Below are 16,448 nucleotides of genomic sequence, written 5' to 3' on the forward strand. Positions count from 1 at the left end.
CACATGTGTGGTGGTAAATACTCTTTAGCTTTATGGCTAACGTCTCCTTTTGTATTTAATGAGCTATTAGATGAATCAATTTCACGATTTATTTTTTCCAATATATCATTAGTGATTGTTTTTATTGCATAATAACACAAATGTTCTTTCGCTTCATGCTCGTTTTTAAATTCAATTTTATACTGATTAAAACATGCCCGTTCAATAAGATGACCACATGATTTTTCATATTCTTGTGCTTTTAAAAGAAAATGACCAAGGTGTTTTTCGCTCTTATTTAACATTTTATCTATTTCACTTTGAGTGGAGCGTCGCTCGTTTATAGACGTATCGTTGAGCCTTATATTTAACCTTTCTATTAAAATATTAAACAGTATTTCTTCTTGTCGGCTGAATTCCTCCGGCTTAGCCTTTAAATAAGACTTATCGTTAGGATCATGATTAACTAATTCTTTGATAGTGCAAAAAGTTTGAGAAACAATACCCACTAAACCCATAAATACCACCTTAAAAAACATTTCCCATAATGAATACGTTCATTAATGGTGCTGCCTATAAAGTCTGTATTTTATGCTGGCTTAAATAGCGGCCATATCCACTATTTACCCCACCCCCACCTTAAATAACCTTAATTTCAGCACAGAGTAAAAAAACAAAACCCCCTGCAAGTTTCAGCTTACAGGGGGTTGGCATGACAGACTTAACGCAGTATTACATCAGTGGCTGAGCCATCTGAACCAGCGAAATCAGCGGTTGCGGGTAAATACCCAGGAACAGCACCAGAATCGCGGAAATCAGCACCACCACACCACCGGCAGTCAATGCCCAGTTGCTTGGTGTGTCACGCACCAGTGTTTCCGGCGCGCTGAGGAACAGGCTCACCGTCACACGCAGATAGTAGTACAGGCCGATGGCACTGCCTAAGACCACCGCACCGGTCAACCACCACAGGTTGGCACTCACACCCATTGCCACCACAAAGAACTTACCAATAAAGCCCAACGTCATTGGGATACCGGCCAGTGATAGCATCATTACGGTCATCACCGCCGACAGAATTGGCTTGTGCCAGAACAACCCGCGATAAGAGAACAGTGACTCTGCATCCGGGCCTTTGTACGGGCTGGACATCAAGCTAACCACACCGAACGCACCCAAGCTGCTGAACAGGTAACCGGCCAGATAAACACCGACGGTTTCCAGTGCCAACTGATGGGTCTGCACCGCCACCAGCGCAATCAGCAAGTAGCCAAGGTGCGCGATAGAAGAGTAACCCAGCAGACGCTTGATGTTGGTCTGGCTGATAGCCATTAAGTTACCGAACAGTATTGATGCCACCGCAATCAAGGAGAGCACCAAACGCACCGCTTCACTGTCGGCAGCCGGCGCGTACAGGAACAAGCGCATGACTACCGCAAAGATGGCAATCTTACTGGCAGTCGCCAGGAAGGTAGATACCGGAGCGGGAGCACCCTGATACACATCAGGCGTCCACAGTTGGAACGGCACCAGCGACAACTTAAAGCCAAGACCAACAATCATCATCCCGAGGCCCGCCAGAATCAGCGGCTGGTGGATAGCGGAGTCACTTAGGCTTTTACCCAGACCGGCGAAAGACAAACTGCCAGACTCCGCATACAGCAGCGCCATCCCGAACAGCAGGAATGACGATGCCGCCGCAGACAGCAGCATGTATTTGATACTGGCTTCCAATGAACGCTTCTGGCGATAGGCATAACCAATCAGGCCAAACAGCGGCAGGGAGATAAGCTCAATACCCAGGAACAGCGACGCCAGATGGTTGGCACTGGCTAACAGAATGCCGCCCATGGTGGCAATCAGCACCAACAGGTAGAACTCCTCGCGGTTATCTGGATAGCCATTTAGCCAAGGATAAGCAAAAGTGCTGGTTGCCAGACTGGCAACAATCACCAGCCCGGTATAGAACATCGCATAGCCGTCAACCCGCATCAGCGGCGTGACATCCATCGGCCCGACCTGGCCGACAAAATAGAGTGACAGCAGCGCCAGGTTAAGCCCGATGACCGTCAGGGTGGCGTTAATAAAGTGATCGCGTCGCCACGCAATGGAGAGCATCACAACCACCACCGTCAATCCGACGATCAACAGCGGTAGCATTGCGATCAGTTGTTGAGGAGTTATTGTCATGGCGAATTACGGCCTTGTAGTTGTAATAGATGAAGCATTGAACCACTGCTGTACATTACTCATCGCAGCATGGGAGGTGTCAAGAATCGGCTGCGGGTAAACCCCCAGCAACACTAATAACACCACTAACAGCAGGATGATGGACAGTTCCCTTGCGCTCATGCCCGGTAACGCTTCTTGTGATTTTGGCGCACCGTAATAAGCACGCTGCATCATGATAAGCGAATAAACCGAAGCAAAGACCAGACCAAAGGTAGAGATCACGGTAATCACCGGAACCACCTGGAAGCTGCCAAACAGGATCATAAACTCGCCGACGAAGTTACCGGTGCCCGGCATCCCCAGTGTAGCTACCGCGAAGAACAGCGATAGTGCAGGCAAGTATTTGATTCGGCCCCACAGGCCGCCCATCTGACGCATGTCACGGGTATGCAGGCGCTCATACAACTGGCCACAGATAATGAACATACCGGCGGCAGACAAGCCGTGGGCAATCATCTGGATAACCGCACCTTGATAAGCCAGTTGGCTGCCGGTATAGATGGCAATCAATACAAAGCCCATGTGCGACACGCTGGTATAAGCAATCAGGCGTTTGATATCAGTCTGACAGAAGGCCATCCACGCACCGTAGAAGATACCGATGACACCTAACCACATGGCGATAGGTGCAAACTCATGAGAGGCGTTCGGGAACAGCGGCAGACTAAAGCGCAGCAAACCATAAGCTGCGGTTTTCAGCAAAATCCCCGCCAGGTCAACAGAACCTGCGGTTGGTGCCTGACTGTGTGCATCTGGCAACCAACCGTGCAGTGGCACAACCGGCATTTTTACCGCAAAGGCGATAAAGAAGCCCAGCATCAGTAGATATTCCACATTGTGGGACATCGGCGTCTTCAACAGATCTTCGTAGTTGAAGGTCCAAATACCGGTGGCGTTGTAGTGCACAAACACCAACCCCAAAATGGCAATCAGCATGATAAGACCGCTGGCCTGGGTATAGATGAAGAACTTGGTTGCCGCCGCGATACGGGTTTTACCGTCTGATGCTTTGTGACCCCACAAGGCAATCAGGAAGTACATCGGCACCAACATCATTTCCCAGAAGAAGAAGAACAGGAACATGTCGATGGCGAGGAACACGCCGATAACCCCACCCAGAATCCACAATAGATTCAGGTAGAAGAAGCCCTGATTGCGCTGAATTTCACGCCACGAACAGAGGATAGCCAGCACACCTAGCAGGCCGGTTAGCACCACCATCAGCAGTGATAACCCATCCAGCGCCAGATGGAATTCAATACCAAACCGTGGGATCCACGGCAAGATAAACTCTGATTGCCACTGCGGGATACCCGCTGGGTTAACCAGTGAATAGTTGCCCTGCCCCCACAACAGCAAGGAGAGCACCAATGTCAGCCCCATCGCGAATAGCGCTATCCAACGCGGTACCTTAGTACCGAAGCGCTCACACTGCCAAGACAGCAGGCCGCCGATAAAGGGGAGAAGAATTAGCCAAGGTAATAGCATGGCGTTTTGTGTCCCTAATTAAACGAAAAGCAACAGAGCCAGTACGACGACTGCACCCAAACCCATAGACGCGACATACCAACGCACCTGTCCATTTTCACTGAGCGTCAAACCGCGATTACTCCAGCGCGAAAGTATCGCCGGGGTATTCATCAGTGAGTTCAGCGGATCACGCTGCAATAGCCTTGCAATCCACAAATACGGGCGGACAAACACATTGTGGTACAGCCAGTCGAAGCCCCACGCATGGAACCACCAGACCGTAAAGAAGCGGCCCGGCGCACTTTGCGCGATGCTGTTGACCAACTGACGCTTGCCCAGATAGAGTGCCGCAGCCAGTGCAATCCCGATAACCACTAACACGCCGGAGAAGATTTCCAGTGGCATTTTACCCTCTTCACCGAAGTGAAGCTCTGGCAACACACCCGCCAGCGGTGGTGTTATCAGCGCGCCGACGAAAGTCGACAGCACCAGCAGCACCATCAGCGGCAGGCTGTGAGTGATCCCTTTAACCGGATGCGCTTTGGTTTTTGGCTCGCCGTGGAACACAATGAAAATCATACGGAAGGTATACAGCGCGGTGAGGAATGCCCCAACCAGCCCGGCGACCATCAGATTGATATGACCACTGGCCAATGCGCCCCACAGAATTTCGTCTTTACTGTAGAAGCCTGCGGTAACCACTGGCAGTGCGGCCAATGCCGCGCCACCCACCAGGAAGCAGATATAAACCAATGGGATCGTCTTGCGCAGACCGCCCATTTTGAAAATATTCTGCTCGTGGTGACAGGCCAGAATCACTGAACCCGAAGAGAGGAACAGTAACGCTTTAAAGAAGGCATGGGTCATCAGGTGGAAAATGGCGGCATCCCACGCCTGAACGCCCAGCGCCAGGAACATGTAGCCAATCTGGCTCATGGTGGAATAAGCCAGCACCCGCTTGATGTCGGTTTGCACCAGCGCGGCAAAGCCTGCCAGCACCAGGGTTACCGCACCGATAATGCCCACTAAATGCAGCACTTCAGGCGCCATCAGGAACAAGCCGTGGGTACGCGCAATCAGGTAGACGCCCGCAGTCACCATGGTTGCCGCATGGATAAGCGCGGAGACCGGGGTTGGGCCTGCCATTGCATCGGCCAACCAGGTTTGTAACGGCAACTGTGCCGATTTACCCACCGCACCACCGAGCAACATCAGCGTCGCCCAGGTAATGGCGGTAGAGCCCATTTCCAGTTTCTGCGGTGCCAATACCATCAGCTCGCGAATATTCAGCGTACCCAGTTCTTGGTAAAGGATGAACAGGGCAATGGCGAGGAATACGTCACCAACGCGGGTCACGATAAAGGCTTTCATCGCCGCCGCGCCGTTGGCCGGATTGGTGTAGTAGAAACCGATCAGCAGGTAACTGCACAGACCCACCCCTTCCCAACCCAGATACATCAGCATCAGGTTATCTGCCAACACCAAAATCACCATGCTGGCGATAAACAGGTTGGTGTAGGCGAAGAAGCGAGAGTAACCCTCCTCCCCACGCATATACCAAGAGGCATACATGTGAATCAGGAAACCCACGCCGGTGACCACAGACAACATGGTCAGCGACAGGCCATCCAGTGTCAGGGTCAACGGAATGTTGAAGGTGCCAACCGACATCCAGTTCCACAACGTCTGGTTAAAGACTTGGACACCGGTGGCCTTTTGGCTGAGAAAATCCACAGCAACATACAATGTGACCAACGCCGTCAGGCCAATCGATCCCACCCCGACCGTGGCTGAGGTATTTTCAGACCAGCGCCCACGGGAGAATGCCAACAGCAAGAAGCCCAGCAGTGGCAGCAGAATTGTTAAATATAATAGGTTCATCCGCGCATCTCACTGACTGTATCGATATTCAGAGTATGACGGCGACGATATAGCTGTAACAGCAATGCCAAGCCAATACTGGCCTCCGCTGCTGCCAGCGTGATCGCCAGGATATACATCACCTGACCGTCAGCCTGACCCCAATAACTGCCCGCCACAACAAAGGCGAGCGCCGCTGCGTTGATCATCACTTCAAGGCTTATCAGCATAAACAACAGATTGCGACGAATCAGCAACCCCGTCAGCCCTAGCACAAACAGTATGGCCGCCAGAATCAGGCCATGTTGTAGAGGGATCATGCTTGTTCCTCCGTTTTTCTTTTCGCGCTGTCGCTCGCGCCCATCACGTCACCCGGCTTATGTTCGCGCCCGATATGGAAGGCAACCACCAGGCCGGCCAGCAACAACATTGACGCCAGTTCAACTGCCAGCACATAAGGACCAAACAGGCTGATACCCACAGCTTTGGCATCGACCATTTCACCGCTAATACCGGAATCAGTCACTGAACTGATGGCATAAATCAGTACCGACAGCAGCACCAGTGCTAGCAAACCAGGGCCAATCCACAGACTCGGTTTCAGCCAGTCGCGCTCTTGTTGTTCGACGTTACCCAAGTTCAGCATCATCACCACGAACACGAACAGCACCATAATGGCCCCGGCGTAGACGATGATTTCCAGCGCACCGGCGAAATAAGCACCCAGCGAGAAAAACACCGCCGAGATAGCCAGTAAAGAGATAATCAGGTACAGCAGCGCATGTACCGGGTTGGCGTGAGTGATGACGCGAATAGTCGCCACCACTGCCACCAATGCTGCAATATAAAATGCAAATTCCATGGAAAGCGGCTCCTAAGGCATCAGACCTTTAACGTCAATCGGTTTGGCTTCGTTTTCGGCTTCGCCTTTCTGCTTGCCGTCTACTGCCATACCGGACATCCGGTAGAAGTTATATTCAGGATATTTACCCGGGCCGGAGATCAACAAGTCTTCTTTCTCATACACCAGATCCTGACGCTTAAATTCACCCATTTCGAAATCCGGCGTTAGCTGGATAGCAGTTGTTGGGCAAGCCTCTTCACACAAACCACAGAAAATGCAGCGGGAGAAGTTGATACGGAAGAACTCAGGATACCAGCGGCCATCTTGGTGCTCAGCTTTCTGTAATGAGATACAGCCAACCGGACAAGCAACAGCGCACAGATTACAAGCAACGCAGCGCTCTTCACCGTCAGGGTCACGCGTTAACACGATACGACCACGGTAGCGCGGCGGCAGGTAAACCGGCTCTTCAGGATACATTTGGGTTTCACGCTTGTGGAAGGCATGAAGGCCAATCATCCACAGGCTGCGCACTTGGGTGCCGAAACCAACCACTAACTCTTTCAACGTCATGGTTCATTCACCCCTTATTGAGCGTTGTACAAAATGACCGCGGCAGTCGCCAGCAGATTCAGCAGGGTCAACGGCAGACAAACTTTCCAGCCGAATGACATCACTTGGTCATAACGTGGGCGCGGCAAGGATGCACGGATCAGAATGAACATCACCATGAAGAAAGCCGTTTTCAGCGCAAACCAGATAAATGGCGGCAGGAACGGACCTTGCCAACCACCGAAGAACAGAGTGACTATCAGAGCAGAGACGGTCACGATACCGATATATTCACCGACGAAGAACAGACCGAATTTCATACCGGAATATTCAATGTGGTAACCATCGGCCAGCTCTTGTTCAGCTTCTGGCTGGTCAAAGGGATGACGGTGACATACTGCAACACCCGCAATGGCAAAGGTCAGAAAACCAAAGAATTGCGGAATAACATTCCAGACGTGTTCCTGAGAGTTAACAATATCCTGCATATTGAACGAACCCGCCTGTGCGACTACGCCCATCAATGATAAGCCGAGGAACACTTCGTAGCTCAGGGTTTGCGCAGATGCACGCATCGCCCCTAACAGAGAATATTTGTTATTACTGGACCAACCAGCGAACAGCACGGCATATACCGTCAGCCCGGCCATCATCAGAAAGAACAGAATACCGATATTAAGGTCCGCAACCGCCCAGGTCGGGCTGACCGGGACGATGGCGAAAGAGAGCAGCAGTGAGGTAAAGGCAATCACCGGGGCCAGCGTAAAGATAGCCTTGTCGGAGAAGCGCGGAACCCAGTCCTCTTTGAAGAACATTTTGATCATGTCAGCAACCAACTGCAATGACCCGCCCCAACCGACACGGTTTGGCCCGTAACGGTTCTGGAACAAGCCCAGCAGGCGACGCTCGCCGAAGCTCATAAATGCGCCGCAGGTCACCACCACCAACAAAATCACTACCGCTTTCAGGACAGAGATTAAAATCTCAATCAATTCAGGGGTAAACCAGCTCATAATACTGCCTCCCGCAGATTCTCAACCAGCGCGCCCACCATAATCGGCGGAATGCCCGGTAAGCCAAGCGGCAAGCCGACCTGACCCCGAGCCAAGGTTTCACTCAGACGCACTGGCAGACGCAATGTCTGACCGGCACAGTTGAACTCCACCAGCGTACCGAGGTTAACCCCGAGCGTTGCAGCATCGGCTGGATTGACCATCACATAAGGTGCTGGCATGCGCTGCTGGATGACATCTGAGCGCTGCGACATCTCTTCACTACCAAATAAATGGTAGTAAGGGGCAATCTGCCAGCCATCAGCCTGCGCGGTAAAGGCTGCCGGTACTGAATCAAAGTAACCGAGCGTCCCCTCACCTGCTTCAATCAGGCGCACACCCGGATCACCAAAGCGCAAGCTCCCCCCCACTTCAGCCTGGAATTTGTTCCATGCCTGCGGTGAGTTCCAGCCCGGTGCCCAGGCAAATGGGATCTGCTGACGATCGGCCAATGGGCTGTTGTTCCCTTCCATTGAGAAAGCGAACGGCGTGTCGATATCCTGTGGCTGACGCGGTTCATGCACACTGATATCCGCGCGCATAGCCGTGCGGCCGCTGTAACGGATAGGTGAACGCGCCAGTTTCTGACCACGAATACGGAAGGTCGCATCCGGTGCCGCTTCAACAATACCTTCCAACTGTGGTAATGCGCGAACACAAGCCGCAATCACGTGATCCAGTTGCGTCCAGTCCACATGGCGATTGGTATAGGTTGAATGCAGCGAGTGCAGCCAGCGCCAGCTTTCCAGCATGATGCTGTTGTTTTCCGGTTTTTTCGGGTCGTCGTAATAGGTTGGATCGTAAACCTGGAAGAAACGCTGAGCGCGGCCTTCCTGATTGACCAGCGTACCGTCGCTTTCAGCAAAGCTGGCGGCAGACAGAATCAAATCTGCTTTTGCCATGATCGCGGTGCGTTGATGATCAACCACGATCACGTTGGCTGCTTGCTCCAGCGCGGCGTCAACTTTGTCTTGCGCCGCATGGCGATAGAGGTCGTTCTCCATCACGATAACGCTGTCAGCATCACCACGGGTCAACAATTCCAGCGCACTCTCCAGTGAACCACCGCCAATCATGGTCAAGCCGATGCTGTTCGCTGCACTGGCAACAAAGGTGATACCCACATCAGAGCCACGGCCTTTCAGCGCGGTTGCCACGTTAGCTGCCGCAGCAATGATGGCTTCGCTGCCTGCATTGCTGCCGGTCACGATCAGTGGTTTCTTCGCGCCCGCCAGGGCCTGCACGATGATATCCACTTTGCCTTTCAGCGCAGGGTCCAAATCCGTGACAGCCGGTGACGATGCATCCAGCGCGTTAGCGATAGCAAAGCCTAAACGTGCCTGATCATCCACCGGTGCGCGGTAGTTCCACGCCGCGATATCATCCATACGGGTGTTATCAACGTTAGTGATAAACAGCGGATGTTTAGCGTGCTGACCGATATTCATAATCGCCGCGATTTGCCAGTCAGCCACTTTCTGTGCTGCGGCCATTTCACGGGCTTTGCCTTTCACCGCCTGACGGACAGACAGTGCGATACGTGCGCCAGTCTGGGTCAAATCCTCACCCAGAATCAGCACCGCATCGTAGCTTTCAATCTCGCGCAGCGATGGTGTGTAAACCCCACCTTCTTGCAGCACTTTCAGCATCAGTTGCAGGCGTTGTTGTTCACTCGCGGCAATACCGGTATAGAAGTTTTCCGCACCGACCAGCTCGCGTAACGCGAAGTTACTTTCCAGGCTGGCACGCGGTGAACCGATACCGATGGTTTTCTTCGCCTGACGTAGAATATCCGCCGCCCCCTGCATTGCCTGTTCGGCATTCAGGTGGATCCAGTCATTACCACGCAATTGTTGTGGCTGACGTGGGCGGTCTTTCAGGTTGACATAGCCATAGCCAAAGCGGCCACGGTCACACAAAAAGTAGTGGTTGACGCTGCCGTTATAGCGGTTCTCGATGCGGCGCAATTCACCGTAGCGTTCGCCAGGGCTGGTGTTACAACCCACGCTGCACTGCTGGCAGATACTTGGCGCAAACTGCATATCCCATTTACGGTTATAACGTTCGGAATGGGTTTTATCGGTGAATACTCCGGTCGGGCACACTTCTACCAGGTTGCCAGAGAACTCGCTTTCCAGCGTGCCACTCTCAGTACGACCAAAGTAGACGTTGTCGTGCGCGCCATAAACACCCAGATCGGTGCCATCAGCGTAATCTTTGTAGTAACGCACACAACGATAACAGGCGATACAGCGGTTCATTTCGTGTGAGATGAACGGACCGAGATCCTGATTCTGATGAGTACGTTTACTGAAGCGATAGCGGCGGAAACTGTGTCCGGTCATCACTGTCATATCTTGCAGATGACAGTTACCCCCTTCTTCACAGACCGGGCAATCGTGTGGGTGGTTAGTCATCAACCATTCAACCACACTCTCACGGAACGCTTTGGCTTCGCCGTCATCAATGGAAATAAAGGTTCCATCGGTGGCCGGGGTCATACAGGACATCACCAAACGCCCACGGGTATCATCGGCGTTTTGGTATTGCTTTACCGCACATTGGCGGCAAGCGCCGACGCTTCCCAGCGCCGGATGCCAGCAAAAGTAAGGAATATCGAGTCCCAGGGAGAGACAAGCTTGTAACAGGTTGTCGGCCCCGTTTACGTCGTATTCTTTGCCGTCTACATGAATCGTAGCCATATGCATGCTTCCAAATGACCTACCTTACGGCAGGCGTTAATCCAAAATTCTGACCCCACGGCAAAACCGTAAGGGTATCTATGCTACCAGCGCGCTTTTAACAGGTTTGGTTGAATACCGGCTATGGCTCGGGTGTTGCCATAGTCCTTGTTCGCGATCCCGGCTTCGAATTCTTCGCGGAAATATTTGATAGCACTTTGTAGTGGTTCAACCGCGCCCGGCGCGTGAGCACAGAAGGTTTTGCCCGGCCCCAAGAAGCGGCAAAGTTGTTCCAGTGTCTCAATGTCGCCCGGCTGACCTTCGCCGCGCTCCAGTGCGCGCAGGATCTTCACGCTCCACGGCAACCCATCGCGGCAAGGAGTACACCAGCCACAGGATTCACGGGAAAAGAACTCTTCCAGATTGCGCACCAGCGGTACCATACCGATCTCATGGTCTACCGCCATCGCCAGTGCAGTGCCTAACCGGCTACCTGCTTTGGCAATATTCTCGAAGTCCATCGGTAAATCCAGATGATCAGCAGTCAGGAAGTCGGTCCCTGCCCCACCCGGCTGCCAGGCTTTGAACTTCAAGCCATCGCGCATGCCACCGGCGTAATCTTCCAGAATTTCACGCGCCGAAATACCAAAGGGCAGTTCCCACAGACCTGGGTTTTTTACCCGGCCAGAGAAGCCCATCAGTTTGGTACCGGCATCGTTACTCTTACCCGCCGTGATCCCCTGATACCAGTCAACGCCGTGCTCAAGAATGGCCGGAACGTTACACAGGGTTTCAACGTTATTGACGCAAGTCGGTTTGCCCCATACCCCGGACGATGCCGGGAAAGGCGGCTTGGAACGTGGATTGGCGCGGCGGCCTTCCAGCGAGTTAATCAGGGCGGTTTCTTCACCACAGATATAACGGCCAGCACCGGTATGAACAATCAGTTCAAAATCAAAACCGCTGCCCATGATGTTTTTGCCCAGCAAGCCGGCTTCGGTTGCTTCGCTTATCGCACGGCGCAAATGCACGGCAGCTTCGATATATTCGCCACGCAGGAAGATGTAGCCGCGGTAAGCTTTCAGCGCAAACGCACTGATCAGCATCCCTTCCACCAGCAGATGAGGCAATTGCTCCATTAGCAGACGGTCTTTATAGGTACCCGGCTCCATTTCATCGGCGTTACACAGCAGATAGCGGATGTTCATGCTTTCGTCTTTTGGCATCAGGCTCCACTTTAAACCGGTGGAAAAGCCTGCGCCGCCGCGCCCTTTCAGGCCAGCGTCTTTTACCAAATTGACAACATCAGGAGCTGCCATGCCTTTTAACGCTTTTTCAGCACCCAAGTAGCCGTTTTTGCTGCGATATTCATCCAGCCATACCGGTTGTTTGTCATCGCGCAAACGCCAGGTCAGCGGATGCATTTCTGGCGTGCGAATAACCTCTTTGGTAAAACCCGAATTAGTTGTCATGGATATTGCTCCAGTAACTTCTCAATATCTTCAGGTTTCAGATAGCTGTGGGTATCGTCGTCGATCATCATGGTCGGACCGCGATCACAGTTGCCCAAGCAGCAGGTTGGCAGCAACGTAAAGCGGCCATCAAACGTGGTCTGGCCAGGCTCAATACTGAGTTTCTTCGAAATCGCGGCCTGAATCCCTTGATAACCGGTGATGTGACACACCACGCTGTCACAATAACGGATCACATGACGCCCAACCGGTTGACGGAAGATCTGACTGTAGAATGTGGCCACACCTTCGACATCGCTGGCCGGGATACCCAGCACTTCAGCAATGGCGTGAATCGCCCCATCCGGCACCCAACCACGTTGTTTCTGCACAATTTTCAGTGCTTCGATCGACGCGGCGCGGGCATCTTCGTAATGGTGTTTTTCATGCTCGATAGCATCACGTTCTTCAGCACTCAACTCAAAAACTTCAGTTGTGGTCGCCGGTTCAGCCGCATTGACTGCCAGATCCACCACATTTTGGCTTTCGTTATGATTCTGAGTCTCTTTTTGGTAGCTCATAATTAGCGGTCCACATCAGACATTACAAAATCGATACTGCCCAGATAGACGATCAGGTCAGATACCAGGCTGCCACGGATAACCGAGGGGATCTGCTGCAAATGGGCATAGCTTGGCGTACGTATCCGGGTGCGATAGCTCATAGTGCTGCCGTCACTGGTCAGATAGTAGCTGTTGATCCCTTTGGTCGCTTCAACCATTTGGAATGATTCGTTGGCTGGCATTACCGGACCCCATGAAACTTGCAGGAAGTGGGTAATCAGCGTTTCGATATGTTGCAGCGTACGTTCTTTCGGCGGCGGCGTCGTCAGTGGATGGTCAGCCTTAAATGGCCCTTCTGGCATGTTTTTATAACATTGCTCCAGAATGCGCAGGCTTTGACGTAACTCTTCCACTTTCAGCATCACGCGGTCATAACAGTCGCCGTTATTACCGACCGGAACTTCAAAATCAAAGTTTTCATAGCCGGAATACGGACGCCATTTACGCACGTCAAACTCAACCCCGGTGGCACGCAGGCCAGCCCCGGTCACACCCCATTCCAGTGCTTCTTTGGAATTGTAAGCAGCAACGCCGATAGAACGCCCTTTCAGGATACTGTTCTGCAACGCCGCTTTGACGTAGGAATCGAGCCGTTTTGGCATCCAGTCAAGGAAGTCACGCAGCAAACGTTCCCAGCCGCGTGGTAAATCATGCGCCACACCACCAATACGGAACCAGGCCGGATGCATACGGAAACCGGTAATCGCTTCAACCAAGTCATACACTTTCTGACGATCGGTAAAGGCGAAGAACACTGGCGTCATTGCACCTACGTCCTGAATAAAGGTACTGATATACAGTAAGTGACTGTTGATACGGAATAATTCAGACAACATTACCCGGATGGTTTTAACGCGATCAGGAACCTCAATACCCGCCAGCTTTTCAACTGCCAGTACATAAGGCATTTCGTTAACACAACCACCCAGATATTCGATACGGTCGGTGTAGGGGATGTAGCTGTGCCAGGACTGGCGCTCGCCCATCTTCTCCGCACCACGGTGGTGGTAACCCACATCCGGTACGCAGTCGACAATCTCTTCACCATCAAGCTGTAACACGATACGGAACGCACCATGTGAAGAAGGATGGTTCGGACCGAGGTTAAGGAACATAAAGTCCTCGTTTTCGGTGCCGCGCTTCATCCCCCAATCTTCGGGTTTGAAGGTCAGAGATTCCATCTCCAGATCCTCTTTCTGCTTGGTCAGCACAAAGGGATCGAATTCGGTAGCACGCGCCGGGTAATCTTTACGTAGCGGGTGCCCTTCCCAAGTCTGCGGCATCATGATGCGCGTCAGATGTGGGTGACCATCGAAGGTAATACCGAACATTTCCCAAGTTTCCCGCTCATACCAATTAGCATTGGGGAAAATCTTAGTCGCTGTGGACACGTGCAAGTCTTTTTCAGACAGTGCCACTTTCAGCATAATGTCGCGGTTACGCTCGATGGAAAGCAGATGATAGAAAACAGAAAAATCCGCTTCAGGGAGGCCCTGGCGGTGAGTACGAAGACGCTCATCGACACCATGCAAGTCGAACAGCATGACATACGGCTTCGGTTGTTTTCTCAGGAACGTCATTACTTCCAGCAATTGCTCACGCTTTACCCATACCACGGGCATACCGGTACGGGTCGCTTGAACAACAAAGGCCTCAGGCCCAAAACGGTTCGACAGCTCGCTAATCACCGGATCATCGAGATGGTCACGGGTCTGCCATGCAGGCTGAGTGCTATCGGACGTCGTTAAATCGGTCATTATTTATTCACCACACTGTTTTTTCACCACACTGAATGTGTCATTTTGTGGTCATTTGCCGCACACATGTTCTGGAAGAAAATCATTCATTCCCAAAACAAATCACTTACGCACCGCGATCCTGAGCCGTTATTTTTTCCAAAATAACAAGCTTAGATCTCGTCAGGTGTACGCAGGTTAGTTACTGCAATTCGTTCAGCATGCTTACGTTCTCTTTCCGGTTGCATATTGGCGCGGTAAACGCCTTGGTCACCTACAACCCAAGAGAGAGGACGGCGCTCTTTACCGATAGATTCCTGTAGCAGTAACAGTGCTTGCATATAAGCTTCAGGGCGCGGTGGGCAGCCAGGAATATACACATCGACCGGTAGGAATTTATCCACGCCTTGTACTACGGAATAGATATCGTACATGCCGCCGGAGTTGGCACAGGCACCCATGGAGATAACCCACTTGGGTTCCAGCATTTGTTCATACAAGCGCTGAATAACCGGGGCCATTTTGGTAAAACAAGTGCCCGCCACGACCATGAAGTCAGCCTGACGCGGAGAAGCACGCAGCACTTCCGCACCGAAACGTGCCACATCATGTACGGCAGTGAACGAGGTCACCATCTCCACATAACAGCAGGAAAGACCGAAGTTATACGGCCAAAGAGAGTTCTTACGCCCCCAGTTCACCATGTCGTGCATGGCGTTCTCAAGTTTACCCATGTAAACACTACGGTGGACATGTTGCTCGAGAGGATCGCCGCTGACGGTTTCCTGAGTTTGCAGGGGGTAACGGTCATTCTCACCGTTAGGGTCTATGCGGGTGAGCGTATAGTCCATGTTAATGCCTCGCTGTATTTATTGACCACTATACCCTTTGTACTTAGAGCTGCAGGGTTGTTAGCTACTTTCACTCACCCGAATCACTGACTTGAGTCAGTTCATCGGGATTAATGAGCCTCATGGTTGAGACTCACCCTACGGGCTAGCATACATGCGGTTCAAATCGTGACTGATTTATCGCCCGCTTGCTGCCGACCTGCAACGCCAAGATCGTTAGGTATATCTTGTGGAGGACTGCTGGCGTATTTGACTATGCTCGGTTTGCTCACTCGGCGATTAGAACGCGTAGGAGTCCAATCCAGCGCGCCGATACGCACCAGATAAACCAAACCAGCCAAGAGCACCAAAATGAAAATGGTTGCTTCGATAAAGCCTACCCAGCCACTCTCACGAATAGAGATTGACCACGCATACAAGTACAGGGCTTCAACATCGAAAATAACGAAGAACATGGCGACCAGATAAAACTTGGCGGACAAACGCATACGCGCCGAGCCGACCGAGTCAATACCGGACTCATAGGGGACATTTTTGGCGCGGGCCCGAGCTCTCCCACCCAGAAAGAACGCACCCAATAGCATCAAGCCGCATAACCCGATAGCGCCGATCAGAAATACAGCGAACGCCCAATGATGAGCGATAACTTCAGTGGTTGTTGACATACTCATTGCTTACTCATCAAAAGTGGCGTCGGACATCCTGCTCTTATGTTGGCAGTTAGTGCACCACATCGATTCAAAGGGAAGGATAAAAACCACACGAAACACACTGTCTTTACAACTGTTTAGCCAGTGTTTTACTGTGGGCTTTTTACTCCTTTCAGTAACCTTTTGTCAACTTTGACAAAAGTAACTACAGATTAATTTACAAACGCACGATCTTACTTAACATTTGGTGCGAAGTATAAAGCTAAATCGAGTCAGTAATTTGTTAAGTCAGAACATACACATATAACCCAACGTGGAAAGTTCGCTTTAACTATACCATTGTCTCAGGAATAACCGGTTCTTCCACTCACTAGCTAGGGGTATTTTTTTGATCCAGAACACGTTTTGAGTGTTATTTCATAAATATTCGGCATGAAAAGTTGTTTTTTTAAAAAAATAAATAATGG

The 16,448-nt window shown here is 51.7% G+C and carries 14 protein-coding genes; all 14 read right to left on the bottom strand.

Features of this window, described 5'->3' with window-relative positions; translation table 11 throughout:
* Positions 1-497, bottom strand: a 497-nt coding sequence (locus tag V2A85_RS15135) for a hypothetical protein (RefSeq protein ID WP_420071761.1), incomplete at its 3' end; no start/stop codon positions are given.
* A gap of 214 nt (positions 498-711) precedes the next feature.
* Positions 712-2,169 carry an NADH-quinone oxidoreductase subunit NuoN gene (gene nuoN, locus V2A85_RS15140; RefSeq protein WP_372559469.1) on the bottom strand — a complete coding sequence of 486 codons (1,458 nt, stop codon included), beginning with the start codon at positions 2,167-2,169 and terminating at the stop codon, positions 712-714.
* A 6-nt stretch (positions 2,170-2,175) separates the two neighbouring features.
* Positions 2,176-3,699 (bottom strand): NADH-quinone oxidoreductase subunit M, encoded by a 1,524-nt coding sequence (gene nuoM / locus V2A85_RS15145; protein ID WP_083158262.1) that lies wholly within the window; start codon positions 3,697-3,699, stop codon positions 2,176-2,178.
* Between the two features lie 18 nt (positions 3,700-3,717).
* Entirely contained in the window at positions 3,718-5,562 is a 1,845-nt protein-coding gene (gene nuoL, locus V2A85_RS15150) for an NADH-quinone oxidoreductase subunit L (RefSeq protein WP_372559470.1), read from the bottom strand.
* Positions 5,559-5,861 (bottom strand): NADH-quinone oxidoreductase subunit NuoK, encoded by a 303-nt coding sequence (gene nuoK / locus V2A85_RS15155; RefSeq protein WP_032815102.1) that lies wholly within the window; start codon positions 5,859-5,861, stop codon positions 5,559-5,561. The genes nuoL and nuoK overlap by 4 nt, the downstream gene beginning before the upstream one ends.
* Positions 5,858-6,403 carry an NADH-quinone oxidoreductase subunit J gene (gene nuoJ, locus V2A85_RS15160; RefSeq protein WP_372559471.1) on the bottom strand — a complete coding sequence of 182 codons (546 nt, stop codon included), beginning with the start codon at positions 6,401-6,403 and terminating at the stop codon, positions 5,858-5,860. The genes nuoK and nuoJ overlap by 4 nt, the downstream gene beginning before the upstream one ends.
* 12 nt (positions 6,404-6,415) lie before the next feature.
* On the bottom strand, positions 6,416-6,958 hold the full coding sequence (nuoI, locus tag V2A85_RS15165) for an NADH-quinone oxidoreductase subunit NuoI (RefSeq protein WP_004704400.1): 543 nt from the start codon (positions 6,956-6,958) through the stop codon (positions 6,416-6,418).
* A gap of 14 nt (positions 6,959-6,972) precedes the next feature.
* Positions 6,973-7,950, bottom strand: coding sequence for an NADH-quinone oxidoreductase subunit NuoH (gene nuoH, locus V2A85_RS15170; protein WP_049613037.1), 978 nt, complete (start codon positions 7,948-7,950; stop codon positions 6,973-6,975).
* Positions 7,947-10,691, bottom strand: a complete 2,745-nt coding sequence (gene nuoG / locus V2A85_RS15175; RefSeq protein WP_420071762.1) for an NADH-quinone oxidoreductase subunit NuoG — start codon at positions 10,689-10,691, stop codon at positions 7,947-7,949. The genes nuoH and nuoG overlap by 4 nt, the downstream gene beginning before the upstream one ends.
* A gap of 83 nt (positions 10,692-10,774) precedes the next feature.
* A complete protein-coding gene (gene nuoF / locus V2A85_RS15180) occupies positions 10,775-12,142 on the bottom strand; it encodes an NADH-quinone oxidoreductase subunit NuoF (RefSeq protein ID WP_050085129.1) in 1,368 nt (455 codons plus the stop codon).
* The gene (nuoE, locus tag V2A85_RS15185) at positions 12,139-12,702 is read right to left on the bottom strand and encodes an NADH-quinone oxidoreductase subunit NuoE (RefSeq protein ID WP_227746524.1); all 564 of its coding nucleotides are present in this window, start codon (positions 12,700-12,702) and stop codon (positions 12,139-12,141) included. Before nuoE ends, nuoF begins: the two co-directional genes overlap by 4 nt.
* A 2-nt stretch (positions 12,703-12,704) precedes the next feature.
* Positions 12,705-14,501 carry an NADH-quinone oxidoreductase subunit C/D gene (gene nuoC, locus V2A85_RS15190; RefSeq protein ID WP_083158259.1) on the bottom strand — a complete coding sequence of 599 codons (1,797 nt, stop codon included), beginning with the start codon at positions 14,499-14,501 and terminating at the stop codon, positions 12,705-12,707.
* 152 nt (positions 14,502-14,653) lie between these two features.
* Positions 14,654-15,331 (bottom strand): NuoB/complex I 20 kDa subunit family protein, encoded by a 678-nt coding sequence (locus tag V2A85_RS15195; RefSeq protein ID WP_002210278.1) that lies wholly within the window; start codon positions 15,329-15,331, stop codon positions 14,654-14,656.
* A gap of 161 nt (positions 15,332-15,492) precedes the next feature.
* Complete coding sequence (gene nuoA / locus V2A85_RS15200; protein WP_372559475.1) at positions 15,493-16,002, bottom strand: NADH-quinone oxidoreductase subunit NuoA; 510 nt, start codon at positions 16,000-16,002, stop codon at positions 15,493-15,495.
* Positions 16,003-16,448 lie beyond the last annotated feature (446 nt).

It is taken from the genome of Yersinia sp. 1252 StPb PI, from assembly GCF_048593885.1.
Classification (GTDB): Bacteria; Pseudomonadota; Gammaproteobacteria; order Enterobacterales; family Enterobacteriaceae; genus Yersinia; species Yersinia enterocolitica_E.